This is a genomic window from Flavobacterium sp. LMO8 (assembly GCF_009495755.1).
Lineage (GTDB): Bacteria > Bacteroidota > Bacteroidia > Flavobacteriales > Flavobacteriaceae > Flavobacterium.
The window spans coordinates 128,638-146,199 of the sequence record NZ_WIBJ01000015.1; the positions used below are offsets into that span (position 1 = coordinate 128,638).

Genomic DNA, 17,562 nt, shown 5'->3' on the forward strand with positions numbered 1-17,562 from the left:
GTTTTTCTTTTAAAAATTGATTTATGAAAAAATTACTTTTTTTACTTACTTCTTGTATTGGTTTCGCACAAAATAATCCAAATCCAGGGTATTGGCAACAACACGTTGACTATAAAATGGATGTGAAAATGGATGTGAAAAAATTTCAATATACTGGAAAACAAGAAATTATTTACACCAATAATTCTAATGATACGCTACACAAAGTGTATTATCATTTGTACAATAATGCCTTTCAACCGGGAAGCGAAATGGATGCAAGACTTCAAGCCATTTCTGATCCTGATAAGCGCATGGTAAAAACCTTTAAAAAAGAAGGTAAAGATGTAAAAGAAAGTAGAATTAGTACGTTGAAACCAAATGAAATTGGCTATTTAAAAATCGCTAATTTCAAACAAGATGGTGCTACTGCAACTACAAAAATTGTTGGTACAATTTTAGAAGTTACGTTAGCAAAAGCTATTTTACCAAAACAAAAAACTACGCTTTCCTTAGATTTTGATGGTCAAGTGCCGTTGCAAATTCGTCGTTCAGGAAGAATGTCAGAAGAAGGCGTTGCCTTATCGATGACGCAATGGTATCCAAAATTATGCGAATATGATTTCGAAGGTTGGCATGCTAATCCATACATAGCAAGAGAGTTTCATGGTGTTTGGGGAAATTTTGATGTGAAAATCACGATTGACAAAACGTACACTATTGGCGGAACAGGTTATTTACAAAATAAAAACGAAATCGGTCATGGTTATCAAGATGCGGGTGTAAATGTGGTTCATCCAAAGAAAACCAAAAATCTAACTTGGCATTTTTATGCACCAAACGTACATGATTTTGCTTGGGGAGCGGATAACGAATTCATACACGACATGATTTTAGGTCCAAATAATGTAGAATTGCATTTCTTGTACAAAAACAAGAAAGAAAATTTAGAAAATTGGAAAAAAATGCAACCTAAAACAGCGGAATTGTTGGCGTTTTTCAATGAAAATGTTGGACAATATCCATACAAACAATATTCAGTTATCCAAGGTGGTGATGGCGGAATGGAATATGGCATGTGTACTTTAATTACTGGAAATAGAGCTTTTGGAAGTTTAGTTGGTGTAACCGCACACGAAATGGCGCATTCATGGTTCCAATTTGTATTAGCTACCAATGAAACCAAACACGAATGGATGGACGAAGGTTTTACGTCGTACATTTCTAACTTAGCGATGAACAAAATTTTGCCTCCAAAAACACCAGAAAATCCGTTTGAAGATTCTTATAAAAACTACATTTACTTGGCAAAATCAGGAAAAGAGCAACCTCTTTCTACACACGCAGATCGTTATGATTTAAATATGGCGTATGGTATTTCAGCTTACAGTAAAGGAGAAGTGTTTCTGGCGCAATTGGGTTATTTAATTGGGCAAGAAAACCTCAACAAAACCATAAAAAGATTTTATAACGAATATAAATTCACGCATCCAACTCCAAATGACATTAAACGAGTTGCTGAGAAAGTTTCTGGCGCTAATTTAGATTGGTATTTGTTAGATTGGACACTGACAACCAATACGATTGATTACAGCATTAAAGAAGTTTCTGAAGCAAACGCTGCAAACACAAAAGTAATTTTTGAAAGAAAAGGAAGAATGCCAATGCCATTAGACGTTATGGTAGAATATACTGATGGAACCAAAGAATTTTTCTACATTCCAAATACGTTAATGCGATGGGATAAACCAAATCCTTATGCTGGAATTAAAGGAAATGTTTTAAAAGGTTGGGATTGGGCACATCCTACTTTCACTTTTGAAATTGCAAAACCAAAAGCTAAAATAAAATCTATCACCATTGACCCAGAAAATTTAATGGCGGATATAAACAAAGAAGACAATATTTTTTTAAAAAAATAGTACTTAGAGGCCGACTTTCAAGAGTCGGCTTTTTTTATACCTTTGCTTCATGAAATTCACTTATCCTAAAAACGAAAAATTAAAAAGCAAAACTACAATTGACTTGTTGTTTTCGGAAGGGAAATCGGTTTCAAAATATCCTTTACGTTTAGTTTATGTTGAAAATATAGAACCTAATGCAGAACTGATTAAAATGGGTGTTTCGGTATCAAAAAAATACTTCAAAAAAGCAGTGGACCGAAATTATTTCAAACGTGTTTTGCGCGAAACCTATCGTTTAAACAAGCATATTTTAATTGATCATTTAGAAAAACCGCATGCATTTATGTTTTTCTATCAAACAAAAGAGCACCTTTCTTATCAAGAAATTGAAGAGAAAACCATCCAACTTTTTCAAAAATTCAACGAAAGGCAGAAGTAAATTGTACTTTTGGTTTAATTTTTGCTCAAGATTCTTTACTTTCGTAAACTCGTATCAATCAATACTTCTATACATGAAACGTTATTTCAGTAGAAAAATAATCATTCCCGTTGTTGCGGCAACATTCCTTTTTGTAGGTGTTAGTTTCAAGAACGACTTTTTTGAAATTGCGAAACAAATCGAAATTTTCACCGGACTTTTCAAAACCGTCAACCAAAACTACGTGGATGAAACCAATCCAGGCGAAATGATGGATATTGCCATTAAAAACATGCTTAAGGAATTGGATCCGTATACCGTTTTCTTTAACGAACAAGATGTTTTAAAATTCAAAATCAACAATACGGGCGAATACACCGGAATTGGCGCTATGGTGCAAAGAAGAGACGGAAAAGTGTTTTTGAAAGAAATTTATAAAGGGTTTCCTGCTGATAAAGCTGGATTAAAAGCTGGCGATGAGGTAATTCAAATTGGAGATATTAGCTTAAAAGAATACAAAGAAGACGCATCGCAATTGTTTCGTGGTGCTAAGAACACAAAAGTTGAAATTCAATACATTCGTCAAGGAAAAACGCAAAACGCAACCATTATTTTAGACGATGTTGAAATAAAAGCAGTTCCATTTTTAGCGCTTTTAAAAGACAATACAGGTTATATTGTTCTAAGTAAATTTACTGATAAAGCTAGTTTTGAAACTAAAAATGCTTTGTTGGATTTAAAAAAACAAGGTGCCACTAAAATCATTTTAGATTTAAGAGGAAATCCGGGTGGTTTGTTGCATGAAGCAGTGAATATTTGTAATCTTTTCGTTCCGAAAAACGAATTGATTGTTACGACCAAATCGAAAAACCCAAAACATAATTCGGAATATCGTACTAAAAACGAACCTATCGATTTAGAAATTCCATTAGTAGTAATTGTTGATGGAAAAAGCGCATCGGCTTCAGAAATTGTCGCAGGAGCCATTCAAGATTTAGATAGAGGAGTGGTTTTAGGATCAAGAAGTTTTGGAAAAGGTTTGGTACAACGCCCATTAGATTTATCTTACGGAACGCAAGTAAAAGTAACAATTTCAAGATATTACACACCTTCTGGAAGATGTATTCAAGCTTTGGATTATTCAAAAAAAGACGAAAACGGAAAAGCCATAAAAAAATCACAAGACGATTTCAATGCTTTTAAAACCAAAGCTGGAAGAACCGTTTATGATGGTGGAGGCGTTTTACCTGATATTCAAATTGAGGAAACTAAATTGGCTAATATAACCGACGCTGTTACTAAAACGGATGCGATTTTTAACTTTGGAACACAGTGGTATTATAAAAATCCAACGTTAAATGGAATACCAACAGTAAGTGATGCCGATTATAATGCTTTTAAAACGTATTTGAAACAAGAAAAAATTAGTTTAGACACAGAAACAAATAAAGCGCTAAAAAACGTGCTAGAAACTGCCAAAAAAGAAAAGATTGATGCTCAAATTGCGAATGAGTACAAACAATTGGAATTGGCTATTGAAAAAAATCAAGAATTGGAATTAGACAAAAACAAGAACCAAATCAAAAAACTAATTCAGGAAGATTTAATTACACGTTACCAATATCGCGAAGGCTTATATCAATTTTACACCAAAGAAAATATAGAAATTGAAAAGGCAATTGCTTTATTGAACAATCAAACCCAATACATATCGATATTAAAAAAATAAGATGACACGTTTATTTTCCCTACTATTTTTACTTTTTACAGTTGTTTCCTTTGCTCAAGAAGATGAAGAAGTACACTCGATATTCTTCGAATTTGATAAATATAGTTTAAAAGATGAACAAGCTGATGCCGTTGTTGCCTTTGTAAGCAAAATTGATACAACACGAATCGAATCGGTTCAAATTTTTGGTTATTGTGATGATAGAGGAAAAGATGCTTACAATTACACTTTATCAACCAATAGAGCCAATACTGTAAAAAATAAGTTGATTGAAAGAGGTATTAAAAGTAAAATTATCATTACGCTTGAAGGAAAAGGTAGAATCATGCTTGATGAAGACATGCAAACAAACGTTCCAGAAGCGCGTTCTAAAAACCGAAGAGTAGACGTAGTTGTGAATTTTAAACCTATTGTAATTGAAGATTTAAAAATTCCTGGTGTTTATAGTACGATTAAAAAAGATAGAATTGTAGGCGATAGAATTTATCTTGACCACGTTTTGTTTGAAAGAGGAAGTAGCCAATTAACCTACAAAGCCAAGAAAGAATTAGACCGAATTGCCTTAGAATTACACAAATACAAAAACATTCACTTCGAGATTCAAGGTCACGTTTGTTGTACGCCAACCTTTCAAAAAGAAGCTGTTGATCGTCATACTAAAAAACGTGAATTATCTATTAACCGTGCCAAAAGAGTGTATAATTACTTTTTGATGAAACGTATTAGTAGAACACGTATGACATTTAAAGGATATGGCAACACACAATCACTAAAAAAAGGAAGCACTTTAGACCGAAGAGTGGAGCTTTTAATTACTAAAAACGATGTGGTTGCTATAGAACCGAAGAAGTAAAATTTAATTTCAAGGGCAAAGGCAAGTTCAAACAAAATTTCAAAACTTGAAACTTGAAACTAAATCTTAGTGAACTTTATGCCTTCTTTGTGTTCCTTTTGTTTAAAAGAGACGCTTAACAGCGTGACAAACTAGACGTGGAAAACGATTTCAATACTCCTAACTCCTCTTCATCTGAATATGCGGAATATCATCTTCCAAATACATTTCGCTGGTTTGGGTAAATCCGTGTGATTTGTAGAATTTTTTTAGATATTCTTGAGCGGAAATGGTTATAGCAGTTTCGTTGAAATTTTCTTTAATCGCTTCTATAGAAACGCGCATTAAGTCGTGACCAAATTTTTTATCGCGGTATTTTGGGCTTACCACTACTCGTCCAATTGAAGTTTCTTCAAAATAATAGCCTTTGTTAAACAAACGAGAATACGCTGCCAAATCGCCATTGTAATAGCCTAAAACGTGATGTGCTTTCTCATCTTTGCCGTCAATGTCTTGATAAACGCAATTTTGCTCCACCACAAACACTTTAGAGCGAAGTTGCAGCACAGAATATAGTTCGGCTGTAGAAAGCTCGTTAAATCGCTTTATTTTGAATGTTATTTCCATGATAAAAAAAGAAGTTCCCAATGAAGGGAACTTGATATTATTTTAAAAACTTAACAGATTGAATAATGGCTTCCAATTCGAAAACTAAATCACGCTTCGATTTTGACGGATTATAAGTGAATCCTTCCAAAATTAAATAACGATTATTTTTGGTGTCTTTGATGGCGTAATTAACAAAAGGTCCAGCCATGAAATCGTTTTTCAATTCCCAAGTTCCTTTGGTTAAATAGGTTTTTCTACCTGCAACGTTTACATCAAATAAATAAGGTGCATAAGCTGCTTCTGTAATCATCCAAGTATTTGGTAGTGTTCCGTGAATGTTAGCTTTTCCAATTTCATCACGCATTGCTGTAATGTTTGCGATGACATTGTTATCTTTTTCTACAGTGCTAATTGGCACAGCGTAAATTAAAATACTGTTATAACCTGAGGTAAATTCTTTTCGTAACCAAATGAAATTGTCTTTCACCATATCGTATTTGTATCCAAAGCCGATTTGTAAACTCACACCAAACTTTTTTTGAACTTGCGCATCCGAAACCAACGATTTCTTCATTCGAATTTGATTCTCAATGATTTCGGAAGATTTAATGTTTTTGATTATTTCAGATGATTTTTCTTCTAAAACATTCAAAACGTCTTCTGTATCCGTTCCTGAAATAAAAAAAACATTCTGTGGCTTAGCAAATTTATCAACATTTGAAGCAAAACCAGCTTCCTTGTCTTTTTTTACAATTATGATATTTCTACTTTTTCTTACAAATCCTTCAAAAACTTTTGTAGGATATTGATTTAAAGTGAACAATGGTTCTTCTTGAGGCAATCCATCAACAGGCGCAGCAAACTTTTTACGAATACTGTCTCCAATTTCTCCGTTCCATAAATTATCATCGATAATAATTGAAACATTATTTAATTTTCCATTAGATTCAGATAATACGGCTTTTTGGTCTTCTTTCGAAGTTTCTTTACAAGACAAAAAAGATAAGGCTACAAAAGTTAAAATGGCTATTTTTTTCATGGTGAAAACAATTATTTATCCGTTAATTTTCAATTTCATTCCGGGTTGTATATTGTCACCACTAATATCGTTCCATTTTTTTAAATCTTCTATAGAAACGCCTTGAAATTGTTTTGAAATAGAGAATAACGAATCGCCATTTTTAACAGTATAAGTCCCGTCATTGTTAGGTTTAGAGTCTGATTTAACAATTACTTTTTTATCAGAATAAATTTTTAACTTTTTTCCAGCCTGAATAACATTCCCTTTAATATGATTCCATTTTTTTAATTCGGAAATGGAAACGTTATACTTATCTGCAATTTTACCTAAACTTTCCCCGCTTTTAATAGTGTGATACTGTGTTTTTCTTTCGATTTTAGAACTTTCAACATAAGTAGAATCTTTTGATGTTGGAATAAAATCTGTTTTTGTTTTTTCTTTGGAAGAATCTAAATATTCTAAATAGGCGTAAATTTTTTCTTCATTAGAAACAAATAATCCCATTTTATTTTTTGGTAAACGCAAATAATGCGCTTCGTCTGCTTCAAATGGAATTACCTTCAATTTATAAATCGGATTTAAAAACTCTATCTGCTCTTCCGAAATATCCAATAACTCCGCAATATGTTTAAACGACATTTGCTTTTTCACCATGATTGTATCGGTTTCAAAATACGTTAAAGGTGCTTTTTTAGGCGTAATTCCGTGTTCTTTTTTGAACTCGTAAATATAAAAAGTAGCTAAAAAGGCAGGAACATAATTTGCAGTTTCCTTTGGAAGATTTTTACGAATGTTCCAATAATTATGACTTCCGCCCGAGCGACGTATAGCTTTTGAAACGTTTCCTGGTCCGCAATTGTATGCTGCTAAAACCATACTCCAATCCCCAAAAATACCATACAAACTTGATAAATACTGACAAGCTGCTTCCGTTGCTTTCAAAGGATCGTAACGCTCATCTACATAAGAAGTAACTTCTAAATTGAATTGTTTTCCTGTTGGATACATAAATTGCCACAAACCAGAAGCTCCAACGCGTGATTTTGCTCTTGGGTTTAATGCAGATTCTACTATAGCTAAATATTTTAATTCTAACGGAATGTTATATTTTGCTAAATGCTCTTCAAACATTGGGAAATAATATTCAGAAATTGCCATTAAACGCTCAAACGCTCTTGGACGATTTTTCAAAAAAGCTTTAATCGTGTTTTCTAATGCTGGATGATATTCAATATTAAAAGGCGATTTAGCATCCATTTTTGCCAATCGCTTTTTTAATAATTCAGTTGATAATTCGTAACTTACTTCGGTATCTGCATTGAAATTTGAAATATCAGAAAACATATTTTCAGATAATTCCGTGCTGGCTAATTCTGATAACCATCTTTCATCAATACAATTACTTGTGCTATGATTTACAAACGTTGTTTTCAATGAATCTAAATAAGACATTTTAGGCAACGAAAGTAAATTCTCTTTTTCTGCGTTCTCTTGTGCTAAACTAAAAAGCGACAGAAAAAGTGATGTTAGTATTAAACTTTTTTTCATTCTGTTTTTTGTTTTTGGGGCGTGCTAATCATTAATAACTTAATAACCAGCATTTTATTGTATTCTTAATCTAAAATAGCTGCAATTCCAGGTAAGGTTCTGCCTTCCAGCATTTCTAACATCGCTCCACCACCGGTAGAAACGTAACTCATCTTAGGTTCTAATCCAAATTGCTTCACAGCAGCCACACTATCACCACCACCTACTAACGAAAAAGCTCCGTTTGTTGTAGATTCTGCAATAAATTCTCCTAAGGAAATTGTTCCTTTTGAAAACGTTTCCATTTCAAAAACACCTAACGGACCATTCCAAAGAATTGTTTTTGAATCTAATAAAATTTGTTTAAAAATTTCTAATGATTTTGGTCCAGCATCTAAACCTTGCCATCCATCTGGAATTTGTTTTACATCTACTACTTGTGTGTTAGCATCATTTGAAAAAGCATCTGCAGCAATTACATCAACAGGTATATGAATTTGAACCCCTTTCTCTTTAGCTTGTTTTAAAATTTCGATGGCCAATTCTAATTTATCGTCTTCACAAATAGAATCTCCAATTTTTCCTCCTAAAGCTTTCACAAAAGTAAATGTCATTCCACCACCAATAATCATGTGGTTTACTTTGTCTAAAATATTTTCAATAACCGTAATTTTTGAAGAAACTTTACTTCCTCCCAAAATTGCAACCACTGGTTTTTCTGAATTTTTCAAAACTTTTTCGATACTTTCAATTTCTTTGGCTAACAAATAACCGAAGCATTTTGCATCTTGGAAAAACTGAGCAATAATAGTTGTTGAAGCGTGTGCTCTGTGCGCTGTTCCAAATGCGTCATTCACATAAATATCACCCAAAGAAGCTAATTTTTTAGAAAATTCTAAATCTCCTTTTTCTTCTTCGGCATAAAAACGTAAATTTTCTAATAATAAAATTTCGCCTGGTTGTAGATTTTTTGCTGCATTTTCAGCAACTTCTCCAATACAATCCGATGCAAAATGTACTTTTTGACCTAAAATTTCTTCTGTTTTTGCAACGATATGTTGTAACGAATATTTGGCTTCAACTCCTTTTGGTCTTCCTAGGTGACTCATTAAAATAACACTTCCTCCATCTTTCAAAATTTTGTCAATTGTTGGCTTTGCTGCCTCGATTCTTGTAGCATCGGTAACTTTAAAATTTTCATCTAAAGGCACATTAAAATCTACTCGGATAATTGCTCTTTTGTTATTGAAATTGAAGTCGTTAAGTGTTTTCATTTATTGATTTTTTAATTCGGATGATTGCAAATATAAATTATTGTATTTTAAATCTTTATAACAAATATCATATTTTGTGTTTTTTTTAAATCTTGCAAAACCTTTTTTTTGATTTCTTTTCTACCAATTTTGGTAATTTTTGATTAGGTTTGTTCCATGCTTTTTAGAGATATTTTAGGACAGGAACATATTAAAAATCACTTAACTAAGAGTGCCGAAGCCGGAAGAATTCCGCACGCACAGTTGTTTGTGGGTCCCGAAGGTTGTGGTACACTTCCTATGGCGATTGCATATGCGCAATATATTTTGTGTGGCAATATTGGTGGAGAAAATGTAGGCAAAAACACCACTTGTAACCTAAAATTCGAACATTTTTCGCATCCCGATTTGCATTTTGTTTTTCCAGTTGCCACTACAGATAGCATAAAAAGTCATGCAGTTAGTGATAATTTCATGGTAGAATGGCGCCAATTTTTAACCGAATCACCTTATGGAAGTTTGTTTGATTGGTTGAAAAACCTCGGAATTCAAAACAAGCAAGGTTTAATTGGTGTTGATGAAGCTACTGAAATCAATAAGAAGTTAGCGTTAAAAGCCTACGAAGGTGGTTACAAAGTCATGATCATTTGGATGGCGGATAAAATGAATGGTCCTTCGGCAAATAAATTATTGAAATTATTAGAAGAACCACCAGCTAAAACCGTTTTTATTTTAATTACCGAAAGCACGAGCGATATGTTGCAAACCATTCTTTCCCGTTGTCAAGTGATTGATTTCATTGGTTTGAGCGAAAGTGTAATTGCAGAAGCTCTGGTTTCATGTGAAAATTGTGAGCCAATAGTTGCTAAAAAAATCGCACATCAAAGTGAAGGAAATTATAACAAAGCTTTGCATTTTTTACGAAAAGAAGACGATGAATTTCCGTTTGACGAATGGTTTGTGGAATGGGTAAGAAGTGCTTTTCGTGCCAAAGGAAATGCAGCAGCTATTAACGATTTAATTGCTTGGAGCGAAAACATTGCATCTACCGGAAGAGAAACGCAAAAACAATTTTTACACTATTGCATTCACTTTTTCAGACAAGCTTTATTGCTTAATTATCAAGCGAATGATTTGGTTTTCCTAGAAACAAAAGTGCCTAAATTTGAATTGGAAAAATTTGCTCCGTTTGTAAATGGCGCCAATATTTCAGATATTTACAAAGAATTAGAAGATGCTATTTACCACATTGAAAGAAACGGAAATAGCAAAATCATCTTAACCGATTTATCCATAAAACTAACACGATTAATCCATAAAAACGCATAATTATGATACAAGTTGCTCCTCTTTTAGTTTTAGCTTTTTTAGCCATCACTTTTTTACAATCTGGATATGATAAAATTAAAGATTGGAAAGGCAATGTAGAATGGCTTAATGGACATTTTGCGAATACGATTTTAGCCAAACAAGTTCCGTTTGCTTTAGGAATTGTTCTTTTATTGGAAGTAGTTTCTGGAATTTTATGTGTTTCGGGAATTATCCAACACTTAGTACAAGATGTAGTAATTAGAGGTTTAGGTTTTTATGGTGCAATTTTGTCTTGTATTACGTTACTTTTCCTTTTGTTTGGTCAACGTTTAGCAAAAGATTACGATGGCGCAAGAACTATTGTTATTTACTTTATTCCAGCCGTTTTAGTGGTTTTTTGGTTGAATTGATTTTTGGTCCAAAAGAGATTTCACTTGTTCAAGAGATGCTTAACAGCATGACAAACTTCATGTGGAAAAAATGGGTTTAAACTTTGTGTGGGATGCTTAGCAGCATGACAAATTTGAGAGTAAAATAATCGCAAAAACATCAACACAACGTTTGTCATGCTGTTAAGCATCTCTTTTACTTCTTATGAAAAGCGTTTATTCAAAAATTCCATGTTGGGATTGAATTCTTTTATTAACTCCATTTTCAAGTCTCTTCTTAAAAGTTTAATTTCCTTTTCTCTGGCAATTGCTTGTTGAATCCAGCCATATTTTTCGTAATAAATCAAATAATTAAGGTTGTATTTTGCTGTAAAACTGTTTGGATTTAGTTTTTCATTGTGTTCTTCTAATCTTCTTTTTAGATTATTTGTAACTCCTGTGTAAAGAACGGTTTTGGCTTTGTTTGTTAGAATGTAAACGTAAAAGTTGTAGATTCCTTCTGTGAATTCGATCATGATTTTGGCTTTTAAAGTGTTATATGTGAGATGCTTGACAGCATGACAACTTTGAGGGTAAAATTCTATTTAACCCAAACTCGCTTTATACAATCGCAACTCGTCCCAAGTGAATGTATCGCCGTGGATTTCTTTTAATTCGCCCAAACTTTCACCTTTAAAATCTTTGAAAGCGGCTTTTAAATCCGAAATTTTATCTTCTGGTAAAATGTCGGAAATTTGCACAATTTCCATTTGAATTAACTTAGCAAAATGGTTGTAAATCGTTTGTGGTGTTAGCTTTCGCTGTTTCGCAATTTCGTAAATCGATAAGTTTTGTTTCCACAATTCTAGCGTATCTTCGTAAGTCGATTTTTTTGGCTCTTTTGTTTTTTTCTTTTTCGAATCGGTGTAATACGAAACATCTTCATCGTCTTCTACTAAAGCAGCATGCGAAGTTCTAAAGCGTTCTGCCACAACCACTAACTTATTGATTTTGTAGGTACTCATGTCTTCCGAAATTAAATTTTTCTTCGAAATTTCTTTTCCTTCGACAATGATGTTGGTGAGTAATTTTGCTTTTTTAAGTTGTAAAATCGCTTTGATTTGGAGTTCTTCTAACACCAGTAATTCATCATGAAACGTTTTTACTTTTTTGATGCGTTTGACTTCTTCAATTTTCAACAACAATTCTTCAGCAACAACATCTAACGTTTTGAAAAAATATTGATAAGCCGCATCACAACGTTCTTTTATGAAATTCACATCCAAATTTTCAACGTAGAAAATTTTCTGCAATTGCGATAGAAATTTTCCAGAAGGTTCTAAAATTTCAGCTATTTTTTGTTGTTGCGTTTTTGCCCAATTGTTATGCTTTGTTTTTGGCGATTTCGGTGCTTCGGAATTATAACTAAATAAATGATTGCGCCATTCTTGACCTAATTCTTTGAAATCAAATGAATTAAGTAAAGTATTCAACCAGAAAATCAAGGTTTCTTTAGCTAACGAATGTTGTAAGATTTCTTCCGAAGCTTTGTTTTCGGCATAATTAAGCACTTCTTCATCGCTTGAAATGCCATTCATTCGCAACGGAGAAAGCAAAATAAGCCCTTTTAACGAACGTAAACGCGATAAAGCCACATACGCTTGTCCAGGCGCAAAAACTTGCGATACATCGAGCGCTGCTTTGTCAAATGTTAACCCTTGACTTTTATGTACAGTAATTGCCCATGCTAACTTGATAGGGTAGTGGACAAAAGTTCCGATGACTTCTTCTTCTATTTCTTTAGTATTTTCGTTGACTTTGTAGCGAATATTTTGCCACTCGTAGCGTTCGACTTCAATCGTTTTGTTTTCTTCAGGAAAATGAACAAAAATTTCCTTTTCGGTTAACGAACTTATGACGCCCATTTTTCCGTTGAAAAATTGCTTTTCGAAATTCAAATCGTTTTTAATAAACATGACTTGCGCTCCGACTTTAAGTTGCAATTTTTCTTCTAATGGATAAATTTTTTCAGGAAAATCAGCTGTGATTTCTGGTAAATAAGTGAATTGTTTCCCCTCTAAATCTTTTAATGACTGCGCATTTATGGTATCGGCTTTAGAATTGTGTGTGGTTAAAATGATAAAACCTTTATTTTTCTTCAGATCAAAATTGGGTTGTACAAATTGATTTAGAATCTTGACATCTTCCGAAGTAATTTTATTGTGTCGTAAATTGTTCAAAACATCAATAAACTCGGTATCGGTTTGACGAAAAATTTTATCTAATTCGATGTATAAAGGCGGATATTGCTGGATAATGTGCGAATGAAAAAAGAACATACCTCGATAATAATTCTTTAGCATTTCCCATTCTTCATTTTTCACTACTGGTGGTAATTGTAATAAATCTCCTATAAATAAAACTTGTACTCCACCGAAAGGTCTTTCGTTTCTGCGTACTTTTCGCATCATAAAATCCATCGCATCTAACACATCAGCACGTAGCATGGAAACTTCATCGATAACTAACAATTCCATATTTCGAATTACGGAACGTTTCACGTTATTCATTTTGAAATGACGTCCAAGAGAATCGCGATTTTCAAATTTTAAAGTGTCTGAAAAATGTGGAAGTTGCTTATTATCAGGAATAAAAGCCGCAAAAGGCAATTGAAACATCGAATGAATCGTAACGCCATTTGCATTCAAAGCGGCAATTCCGGTAGGTGCGACAACAACTGTGTTTTTGTGTGTTGTGGCGATAATTTCCTTTAAAAGTGTGGTTTTTCCGGTTCCAGCTTTTCCGGTAAGGAAGATGGATTTATTGGTTTGATTAATAAATCGGAGGGTGTAACTAGCTGCGGCTGATAATGGTTCCATTTGGCATATAAATTTGAAATACAAATATATAGAAACGATTATAAATAAAAAAGTCCCGATTACTCGGGACTTTCAATTATTTTTTCTCTTCTTCCTTAGTGGCTACTTTGTCGTCTTTCTTTGTCGATTTGTAAGCCTCATTTAATTCTTTTAAAACATCCTTTGTAATGTCATAATTGTCTTTCGCATACAAAATTGTTGCAGCATCACCTGTTCCATATACATAATCATAACCTTTCTTTTTACCGTAATCTTTGATGAATTTTTTTACTTCACTAATTAAAGTATCTTTTAAAACGGCGCCTTCTTGCTGTAATTGTTGAATTAAAGCATTTTGCTCCATTCCTAATTGTTGTTCTCTTTGTTGTAATGAAGCACCCATTTGTTGTGCCCATTGTGGTCCTTTTGCTTGAGCATTTTTTTGAAAATTTTGAGCTTCAGCTTGAAAAGCTCTAACTTTAGCTTCTAAAGGACGACCTAATTCTTCCGACTTAACTTTGAATTTATCATCTTCATCTTTAAATTTTTCGTATTTTTCGATTATTTCTGATGTGTTGATATATGCTGTTTTAAATTCTTTTGAATTTGTTTCTGTTTTGTTACATGCTAAAACGCTTAATGCAACACCTAAAATCAATACTAATTTTTTCATTTTTCTATATTGGTAATTAATAATTTTTCGTAAAAGTAATAATAAGTTGTAAAGTAACAAATTTGTTGCTTTTTTATTTATTTTTCGATTATAAGGATTTCTTATTTAAACAACGCAATCTAATAGTTTAAAGCTATAGAAAGTGGCTTTTATAAATTAATTGAGATAAATCATTTAAAAATAGACAACAAATCATATCAAATTGAATGAAAAAATGTCTAAAATCGCTTTAAAATGATTTTTACTTGTTTTTTAGCACGTAAATATGTGATGAAAACTCCTTTTTGAAGAATCCCGACACATTTGAGATCAAACCAATAAAAAATCCTGAAATGAAATTCATTTTTCCAGTTTTATATTTTTCTGACAAAAGTGACACATAAAAACTATCAAACCACATTGGTTTAATATCTTCTATATTCATATTTTGTTTGTCGAATAAATTTTCGATAGCTGTTTTTGAGAAATGCCACAAATGTCGTGGCACATCATAAGCAGCCCAAAATTCTTTATAGTGATTTGCATCGTACGATTTGAAATTAGGAACCGCTATAATAATCGTTCCCGAAGGTTTCAACAAACGCTTCAATTCAGCAACTTGATGTTCAACATCCGGAACGTGTTCTAAAACATGCCACATGGTAATCACATCAAACGAATTGCTTTCTAATTTTTCAATCGTGTCGCCAAATTTAATTCCTTTTCCAACAGCAATTCCTTTTGCTTTATCATTAGGTTCGATTCCTAAGATTTCCCAATTCTGATTTTTAGCTTCTAAAAGAAAATCTCCTGTTCCGGCTCCAATGTCTAAAATTCTTCCTTTCAAAGGTTGGTACGAATTAATCAAACTGACTTTATCACGAATTGCTTTTCTTTTGATGAAGTGATACATTTTTTCAAACAACGTACGTTTTCCATCGGTGTGAGAGATATAATCTTCGAATTCGTAATACGAACCTAATTTATCTAACGTAGGTTGCGGATGCGTTTTTAAGATTTGATATTCCTCATTTAACAACAAGGAAAAAGATTCTCCAGAAACTGAAAAATCTTTAACGGTAATAAAACTTTTATCTTCTAAAAAATTCATTTATTTTATTTTTGTGCGAAAGGCTTATTTTAATAGGGTTGACGGCGTTGTTTCACGTGAAACATTTTTTACTGAATACTAAAAACTGAACACTGAACACTTTCTTATCTTCCCATATATATTAACAACACTGAAATATCACTTGGCGAAACTCCGCTAATTCGTGATGCTTGTGCGATAGTTCTTGGTCGAATTTTATTTAATTTTTGTTTGGCTTCAATTGAAATGGATTGGATTTTATCGAAATTGAAATTATCCGGAATAATCATATCTTCTAATCGAGTCAACTTATCAGCATTGTTTTTTTCCTTTTCGATATAACCAGAATACTTCACTTGAATTTCGGCTTGCTCAACTACTTCTTGATCTAAATTATGTTCTTCGATATAAGCTGCTACTTTTTTAAACTTTCTAAAATCTTCCAAATCCAATTGAGGACGAGAGAACACTTTAAACATTTTATCGGGTTGACTCATTGGAGCAGAACCTTTAGCTTCTAAAATCGGATTAGCTTCTTCAGGTTTTAAACTTGTTTCTCTAAAGAAATTTACCATTGCATCTGATTGGGAGAATTTTTGTTCCATTCGGATTAGTCGTTCTTCTTTAGCTAAACCTATTTCAAATGCTTTTGGTGTTAATCTAAAATCGGCATTATCTTGACGAAGTAAAGTTCTGTATTCAGCACGCGAAGTAAACATACGATAAGGTTCTTCTGTACCTTTAGTAATTAAGTCGTCAATTAAAACTCCAATATACGCTTCATCTCTTTTAAGGATAAACGGTTCTCGATTCTGAACTTTTAAAGCAGCATTTATTCCTGCCATCAAACCTTGAGAAGCTGCTTCTTCATATCCAGTTGTTCCATTAATTTGTCCTGCGAAATACAAACCTTCTACTAATTTAGTTTCTAAAGTGTGTTGCAATTGCGTAGGAGGGAAGTAATCGTATTCAATTGCATATCCTGGTCTGAAAAATTTCACATTCTCAAATCCGGCTACCGAACGTAAAGCTTTGAATTGAACATCTTCTGGTAACGAAGTAGAGAAGCCGTTGATATAATATTCGCAAGTTGTCCAACCTTCTGGTTCTACGAAAAGTTGGTGACGTTCTTTATCAGCAAAACGATTAATCTTATCTTCAATCGAAGGACAATATCTAGGACCTAAACTTTTGATTCTTCCGTTGAACATTGGACTTCTGTCAAAACCTTCACGTAAAATATCGTGCACTTCTAACGAAGTATAGGACATCCAACAAGAACGTTGTGTTTTTAAAGGAGCGGTCAAATTAGAATACGAGAATTTTTCTGGAACTTCATCACCAGGTTGTTCTGTCATTTTAGAAAAATCCAAAGAACGACCATCAACTCGTGGAGGTGTTCCAGTTTTCATTCTTCCCGATTCAAAACCTAATTTTACTAAATCTTCTGTGATTCCGAAAGAAGCACTTTCTCCTGCACGACCACCACCAAATTGCTTATCACCAATATGAATCAATCCATTCAAAAAAGTTCCATTTGTCAACACAACTGACTTTGCTTTGATTTCCACTCCAAGTGAAGTTTTCACTCCAACAATCTTTCCGTTCTCAGCTAAAATCCCAGCCACCATTTCTTGGTAGAAATCCAAATTCGGAGTGTTCTCCAACATCGTTCTCCATTCATCCGAAAAACGCATTCTGTCCGATTGCACTCTTGGCGACCACATCGCAGGACCTTTTGATTTATTCAACATCTTGAATTGGATTGCGGTCTTGTCTGAAACAATTCCAGAATATCCGCCCAAGGCATCAATCTCACGCACAATTTGTCCTTTTGCAATTCCTCCCATGGCAGGATTACACGACATCTGTGCAATGTTTTGAAGATTCATTGTCACCAAAAGAGTAGAACACCCCATATTGGCAGCAGCAGCAGCAGCTTCACAACCGGCATGTCCAGCACCCACAACAATTACATCATATTGATTTAAAAACATCTTTTATAAATATT

The 17,562-nt window shown here is 33.2% G+C and carries 15 protein-coding genes; 6 read left to right on the top strand and 9 right to left on the bottom strand.

Features of this window, described 5'->3' with window-relative positions:
* Window positions 1–23: 23 nt before the first annotated feature.
* From GFJ94_RS02515 to GFJ94_RS02530, 4 genes are all read left to right on the top strand, one after another.
* Window positions 24–1,901, top strand: coding sequence for a M1 family metallopeptidase (locus GFJ94_RS02515; RefSeq protein ID WP_153200019.1), 1,878 nt, complete (start codon window positions 24–26; stop codon window positions 1,899–1,901).
* 49 nt (window positions 1,902–1,950) lie between these two features.
* Window positions 1,951–2,322 carry a ribonuclease P protein component gene (rnpA, locus tag GFJ94_RS02520; RefSeq protein ID WP_153200020.1) on the top strand — a complete coding sequence of 124 codons (372 nt, stop codon included), beginning with the start codon at window positions 1,951–1,953 and terminating at the stop codon, window positions 2,320–2,322.
* A 73-nt stretch (window positions 2,323–2,395) separates the two neighbouring features.
* The gene (locus GFJ94_RS02525; RefSeq protein WP_153200021.1) at window positions 2,396–4,030 is read left to right on the top strand and encodes a S41 family peptidase; all 1,635 of its coding nucleotides are present in this window, start codon (window positions 2,396–2,398) and stop codon (window positions 4,028–4,030) included.
* Window position 4,031: 1 nt separating this feature from the next.
* Window positions 4,032–4,883 carry an OmpA family protein gene (locus GFJ94_RS02530; RefSeq protein WP_153200022.1) on the top strand — a complete coding sequence of 284 codons (852 nt, stop codon included), beginning with the start codon at window positions 4,032–4,034 and terminating at the stop codon, window positions 4,881–4,883.
* Between the two features lie 159 nt (window positions 4,884–5,042).
* On the opposite strand, the gene GFJ94_RS02535 is transcribed toward GFJ94_RS02530, so the two are convergent.
* From GFJ94_RS02535 to pgk, 4 genes are all read right to left on the bottom strand, one after another.
* Window positions 5,043–5,489 carry a GNAT family N-acetyltransferase gene (locus tag GFJ94_RS02535; protein ID WP_153200023.1) on the bottom strand — a complete coding sequence of 149 codons (447 nt, stop codon included), beginning with the start codon at window positions 5,487–5,489 and terminating at the stop codon, window positions 5,043–5,045.
* Between the two features lie 37 nt (window positions 5,490–5,526).
* Complete coding sequence (locus GFJ94_RS02540) at window positions 5,527–6,510, bottom strand: DUF4837 family protein (RefSeq protein ID WP_153200024.1); 984 nt, start codon at window positions 6,508–6,510, stop codon at window positions 5,527–5,529.
* A gap of 15 nt (window positions 6,511–6,525) precedes the next feature.
* Window positions 6,526–8,040, bottom strand: a complete 1,515-nt coding sequence (locus GFJ94_RS02545) for a lytic transglycosylase domain-containing protein (RefSeq protein WP_153200025.1) — start codon at window positions 8,038–8,040, stop codon at window positions 6,526–6,528.
* 65 nt (window positions 8,041–8,105) lie between these two features.
* Window positions 8,106–9,293 (bottom strand): phosphoglycerate kinase, encoded by a 1,188-nt coding sequence (gene pgk, locus GFJ94_RS02550; RefSeq protein ID WP_153200026.1) that lies wholly within the window; start codon window positions 9,291–9,293, stop codon window positions 8,106–8,108.
* 156 nt (window positions 9,294–9,449) lie between these two features.
* Between pgk and GFJ94_RS02555 the strand changes: the two genes are divergently transcribed.
* Both GFJ94_RS02555 and GFJ94_RS02560 read left to right on the top strand, forming a co-directional pair.
* Complete coding sequence (locus GFJ94_RS02555; RefSeq protein WP_153200027.1) at window positions 9,450–10,601, top strand: DNA polymerase III subunit delta'; 1,152 nt, start codon at window positions 9,450–9,452, stop codon at window positions 10,599–10,601.
* 2 nt (window positions 10,602–10,603) lie between these two features.
* Window positions 10,604–10,993, top strand: coding sequence for a DoxX family membrane protein (locus GFJ94_RS02560; protein ID WP_153200028.1), 390 nt, complete (start codon window positions 10,604–10,606; stop codon window positions 10,991–10,993).
* A gap of 182 nt (window positions 10,994–11,175) precedes the next feature.
* Here the strand turns inward: GFJ94_RS02560 and GFJ94_RS02565 are convergent, their stop codons facing one another.
* The 5 genes from GFJ94_RS02565 to mnmG all read right to left on the bottom strand — a co-directional run bounded on the left by GFJ94_RS02565 (window position 11,176) and on the right by mnmG (window position 17,548).
* Window positions 11,176–11,487, bottom strand: coding sequence for a GIY-YIG nuclease family protein (locus GFJ94_RS02565; protein WP_153200029.1), 312 nt, complete (start codon window positions 11,485–11,487; stop codon window positions 11,176–11,178).
* A 69-nt stretch (window positions 11,488–11,556) separates the two neighbouring features.
* Window positions 11,557–13,830 carry a helix-turn-helix domain-containing protein gene (locus GFJ94_RS02570; RefSeq protein WP_153200030.1) on the bottom strand — a complete coding sequence of 758 codons (2,274 nt, stop codon included), beginning with the start codon at window positions 13,828–13,830 and terminating at the stop codon, window positions 11,557–11,559.
* Window positions 13,831–13,906: 76 nt separating this feature from the next.
* The gene (locus GFJ94_RS02575; protein WP_153200031.1) at window positions 13,907–14,482 is read right to left on the bottom strand and encodes an OmpH family outer membrane protein; all 576 of its coding nucleotides are present in this window, start codon (window positions 14,480–14,482) and stop codon (window positions 13,907–13,909) included.
* A 241-nt stretch (window positions 14,483–14,723) separates the two neighbouring features.
* Window positions 14,724–15,572 (bottom strand): bifunctional 2-polyprenyl-6-hydroxyphenol methylase/3-demethylubiquinol 3-O-methyltransferase UbiG, encoded by an 849-nt coding sequence (locus GFJ94_RS02580; protein WP_153200032.1) that lies wholly within the window; start codon window positions 15,570–15,572, stop codon window positions 14,724–14,726.
* A 104-nt stretch (window positions 15,573–15,676) separates the two neighbouring features.
* A complete protein-coding gene (mnmG, locus tag GFJ94_RS02585) occupies window positions 15,677–17,548 on the bottom strand; it encodes a tRNA uridine-5-carboxymethylaminomethyl(34) synthesis enzyme MnmG (RefSeq protein WP_153200033.1) in 1,872 nt (623 codons plus the stop codon).
* Window positions 17,549–17,562: the final 14 nt, after the last annotated feature.

Excerpts from the sequence above, each read along its gene's own strand:
- GFJ94_RS02530 (WP_153200022.1), top strand. The coding sequence starts at position 4,032 with ATGACACGTTTATTTTCCCTACTATTTTTACTTTTTACAGTTGTTTCC.
- GFJ94_RS02560 (WP_153200028.1), top strand. The coding sequence starts at position 10,604 with ATGATACAAGTTGCTCCTCTTTTAGTTTTAGCTTTTTTAGCCATCACT.
- GFJ94_RS02525 (WP_153200021.1), top strand. The coding sequence starts at position 2,396 with ATGAAACGTTATTTCAGTAGAAAAATAATCATTCCCGTTGTTGCGGCA.
- GFJ94_RS02580 (WP_153200032.1), bottom strand. The coding sequence starts at position 15,572 with ATGAATTTTTTAGAAGATAAAAGTTTTATTACCGTTAAAGATTTTTCA.
- rnpA (WP_153200020.1), top strand. The coding sequence starts at position 1,951 with ATGAAATTCACTTATCCTAAAAACGAAAAATTAAAAAGCAAAACTACA.
- GFJ94_RS02515 (WP_153200019.1), top strand. The coding sequence starts at position 24 with ATGAAAAAATTACTTTTTTTACTTACTTCTTGTATTGGTTTCGCACAA.
- GFJ94_RS02570 (WP_153200030.1), bottom strand. The coding sequence starts at position 13,830 with ATGGAACCATTATCAGCCGCAGCTAGTTACACCCTCCGATTTATTAAT.
- mnmG (WP_153200033.1), bottom strand. The coding sequence starts at position 17,548 with ATGTTTTTAAATCAATATGATGTAATTGTTGTGGGTGCTGGACATGCC.
- GFJ94_RS02540 (WP_153200024.1), bottom strand. The coding sequence starts at position 6,510 with ATGAAAAAAATAGCCATTTTAACTTTTGTAGCCTTATCTTTTTTGTCT.
- pgk (WP_153200026.1), bottom strand. The coding sequence starts at position 9,293 with ATGAAAACACTTAACGACTTCAATTTCAATAACAAAAGAGCAATTATC.
- GFJ94_RS02555 (WP_153200027.1), top strand. The coding sequence starts at position 9,450 with ATGCTTTTTAGAGATATTTTAGGACAGGAACATATTAAAAATCACTTA.
- GFJ94_RS02575 (WP_153200031.1), bottom strand. The coding sequence starts at position 14,482 with ATGAAAAAATTAGTATTGATTTTAGGTGTTGCATTAAGCGTTTTAGCA.
- GFJ94_RS02535 (WP_153200023.1), bottom strand. The coding sequence starts at position 5,489 with ATGGAAATAACATTCAAAATAAAGCGATTTAACGAGCTTTCTACAGCC.
- GFJ94_RS02545 (WP_153200025.1), bottom strand. The coding sequence starts at position 8,040 with ATGAAAAAAAGTTTAATACTAACATCACTTTTTCTGTCGCTTTTTAGT.
- GFJ94_RS02565 (WP_153200029.1), bottom strand. The coding sequence starts at position 11,487 with ATGATCGAATTCACAGAAGGAATCTACAACTTTTACGTTTACATTCTA.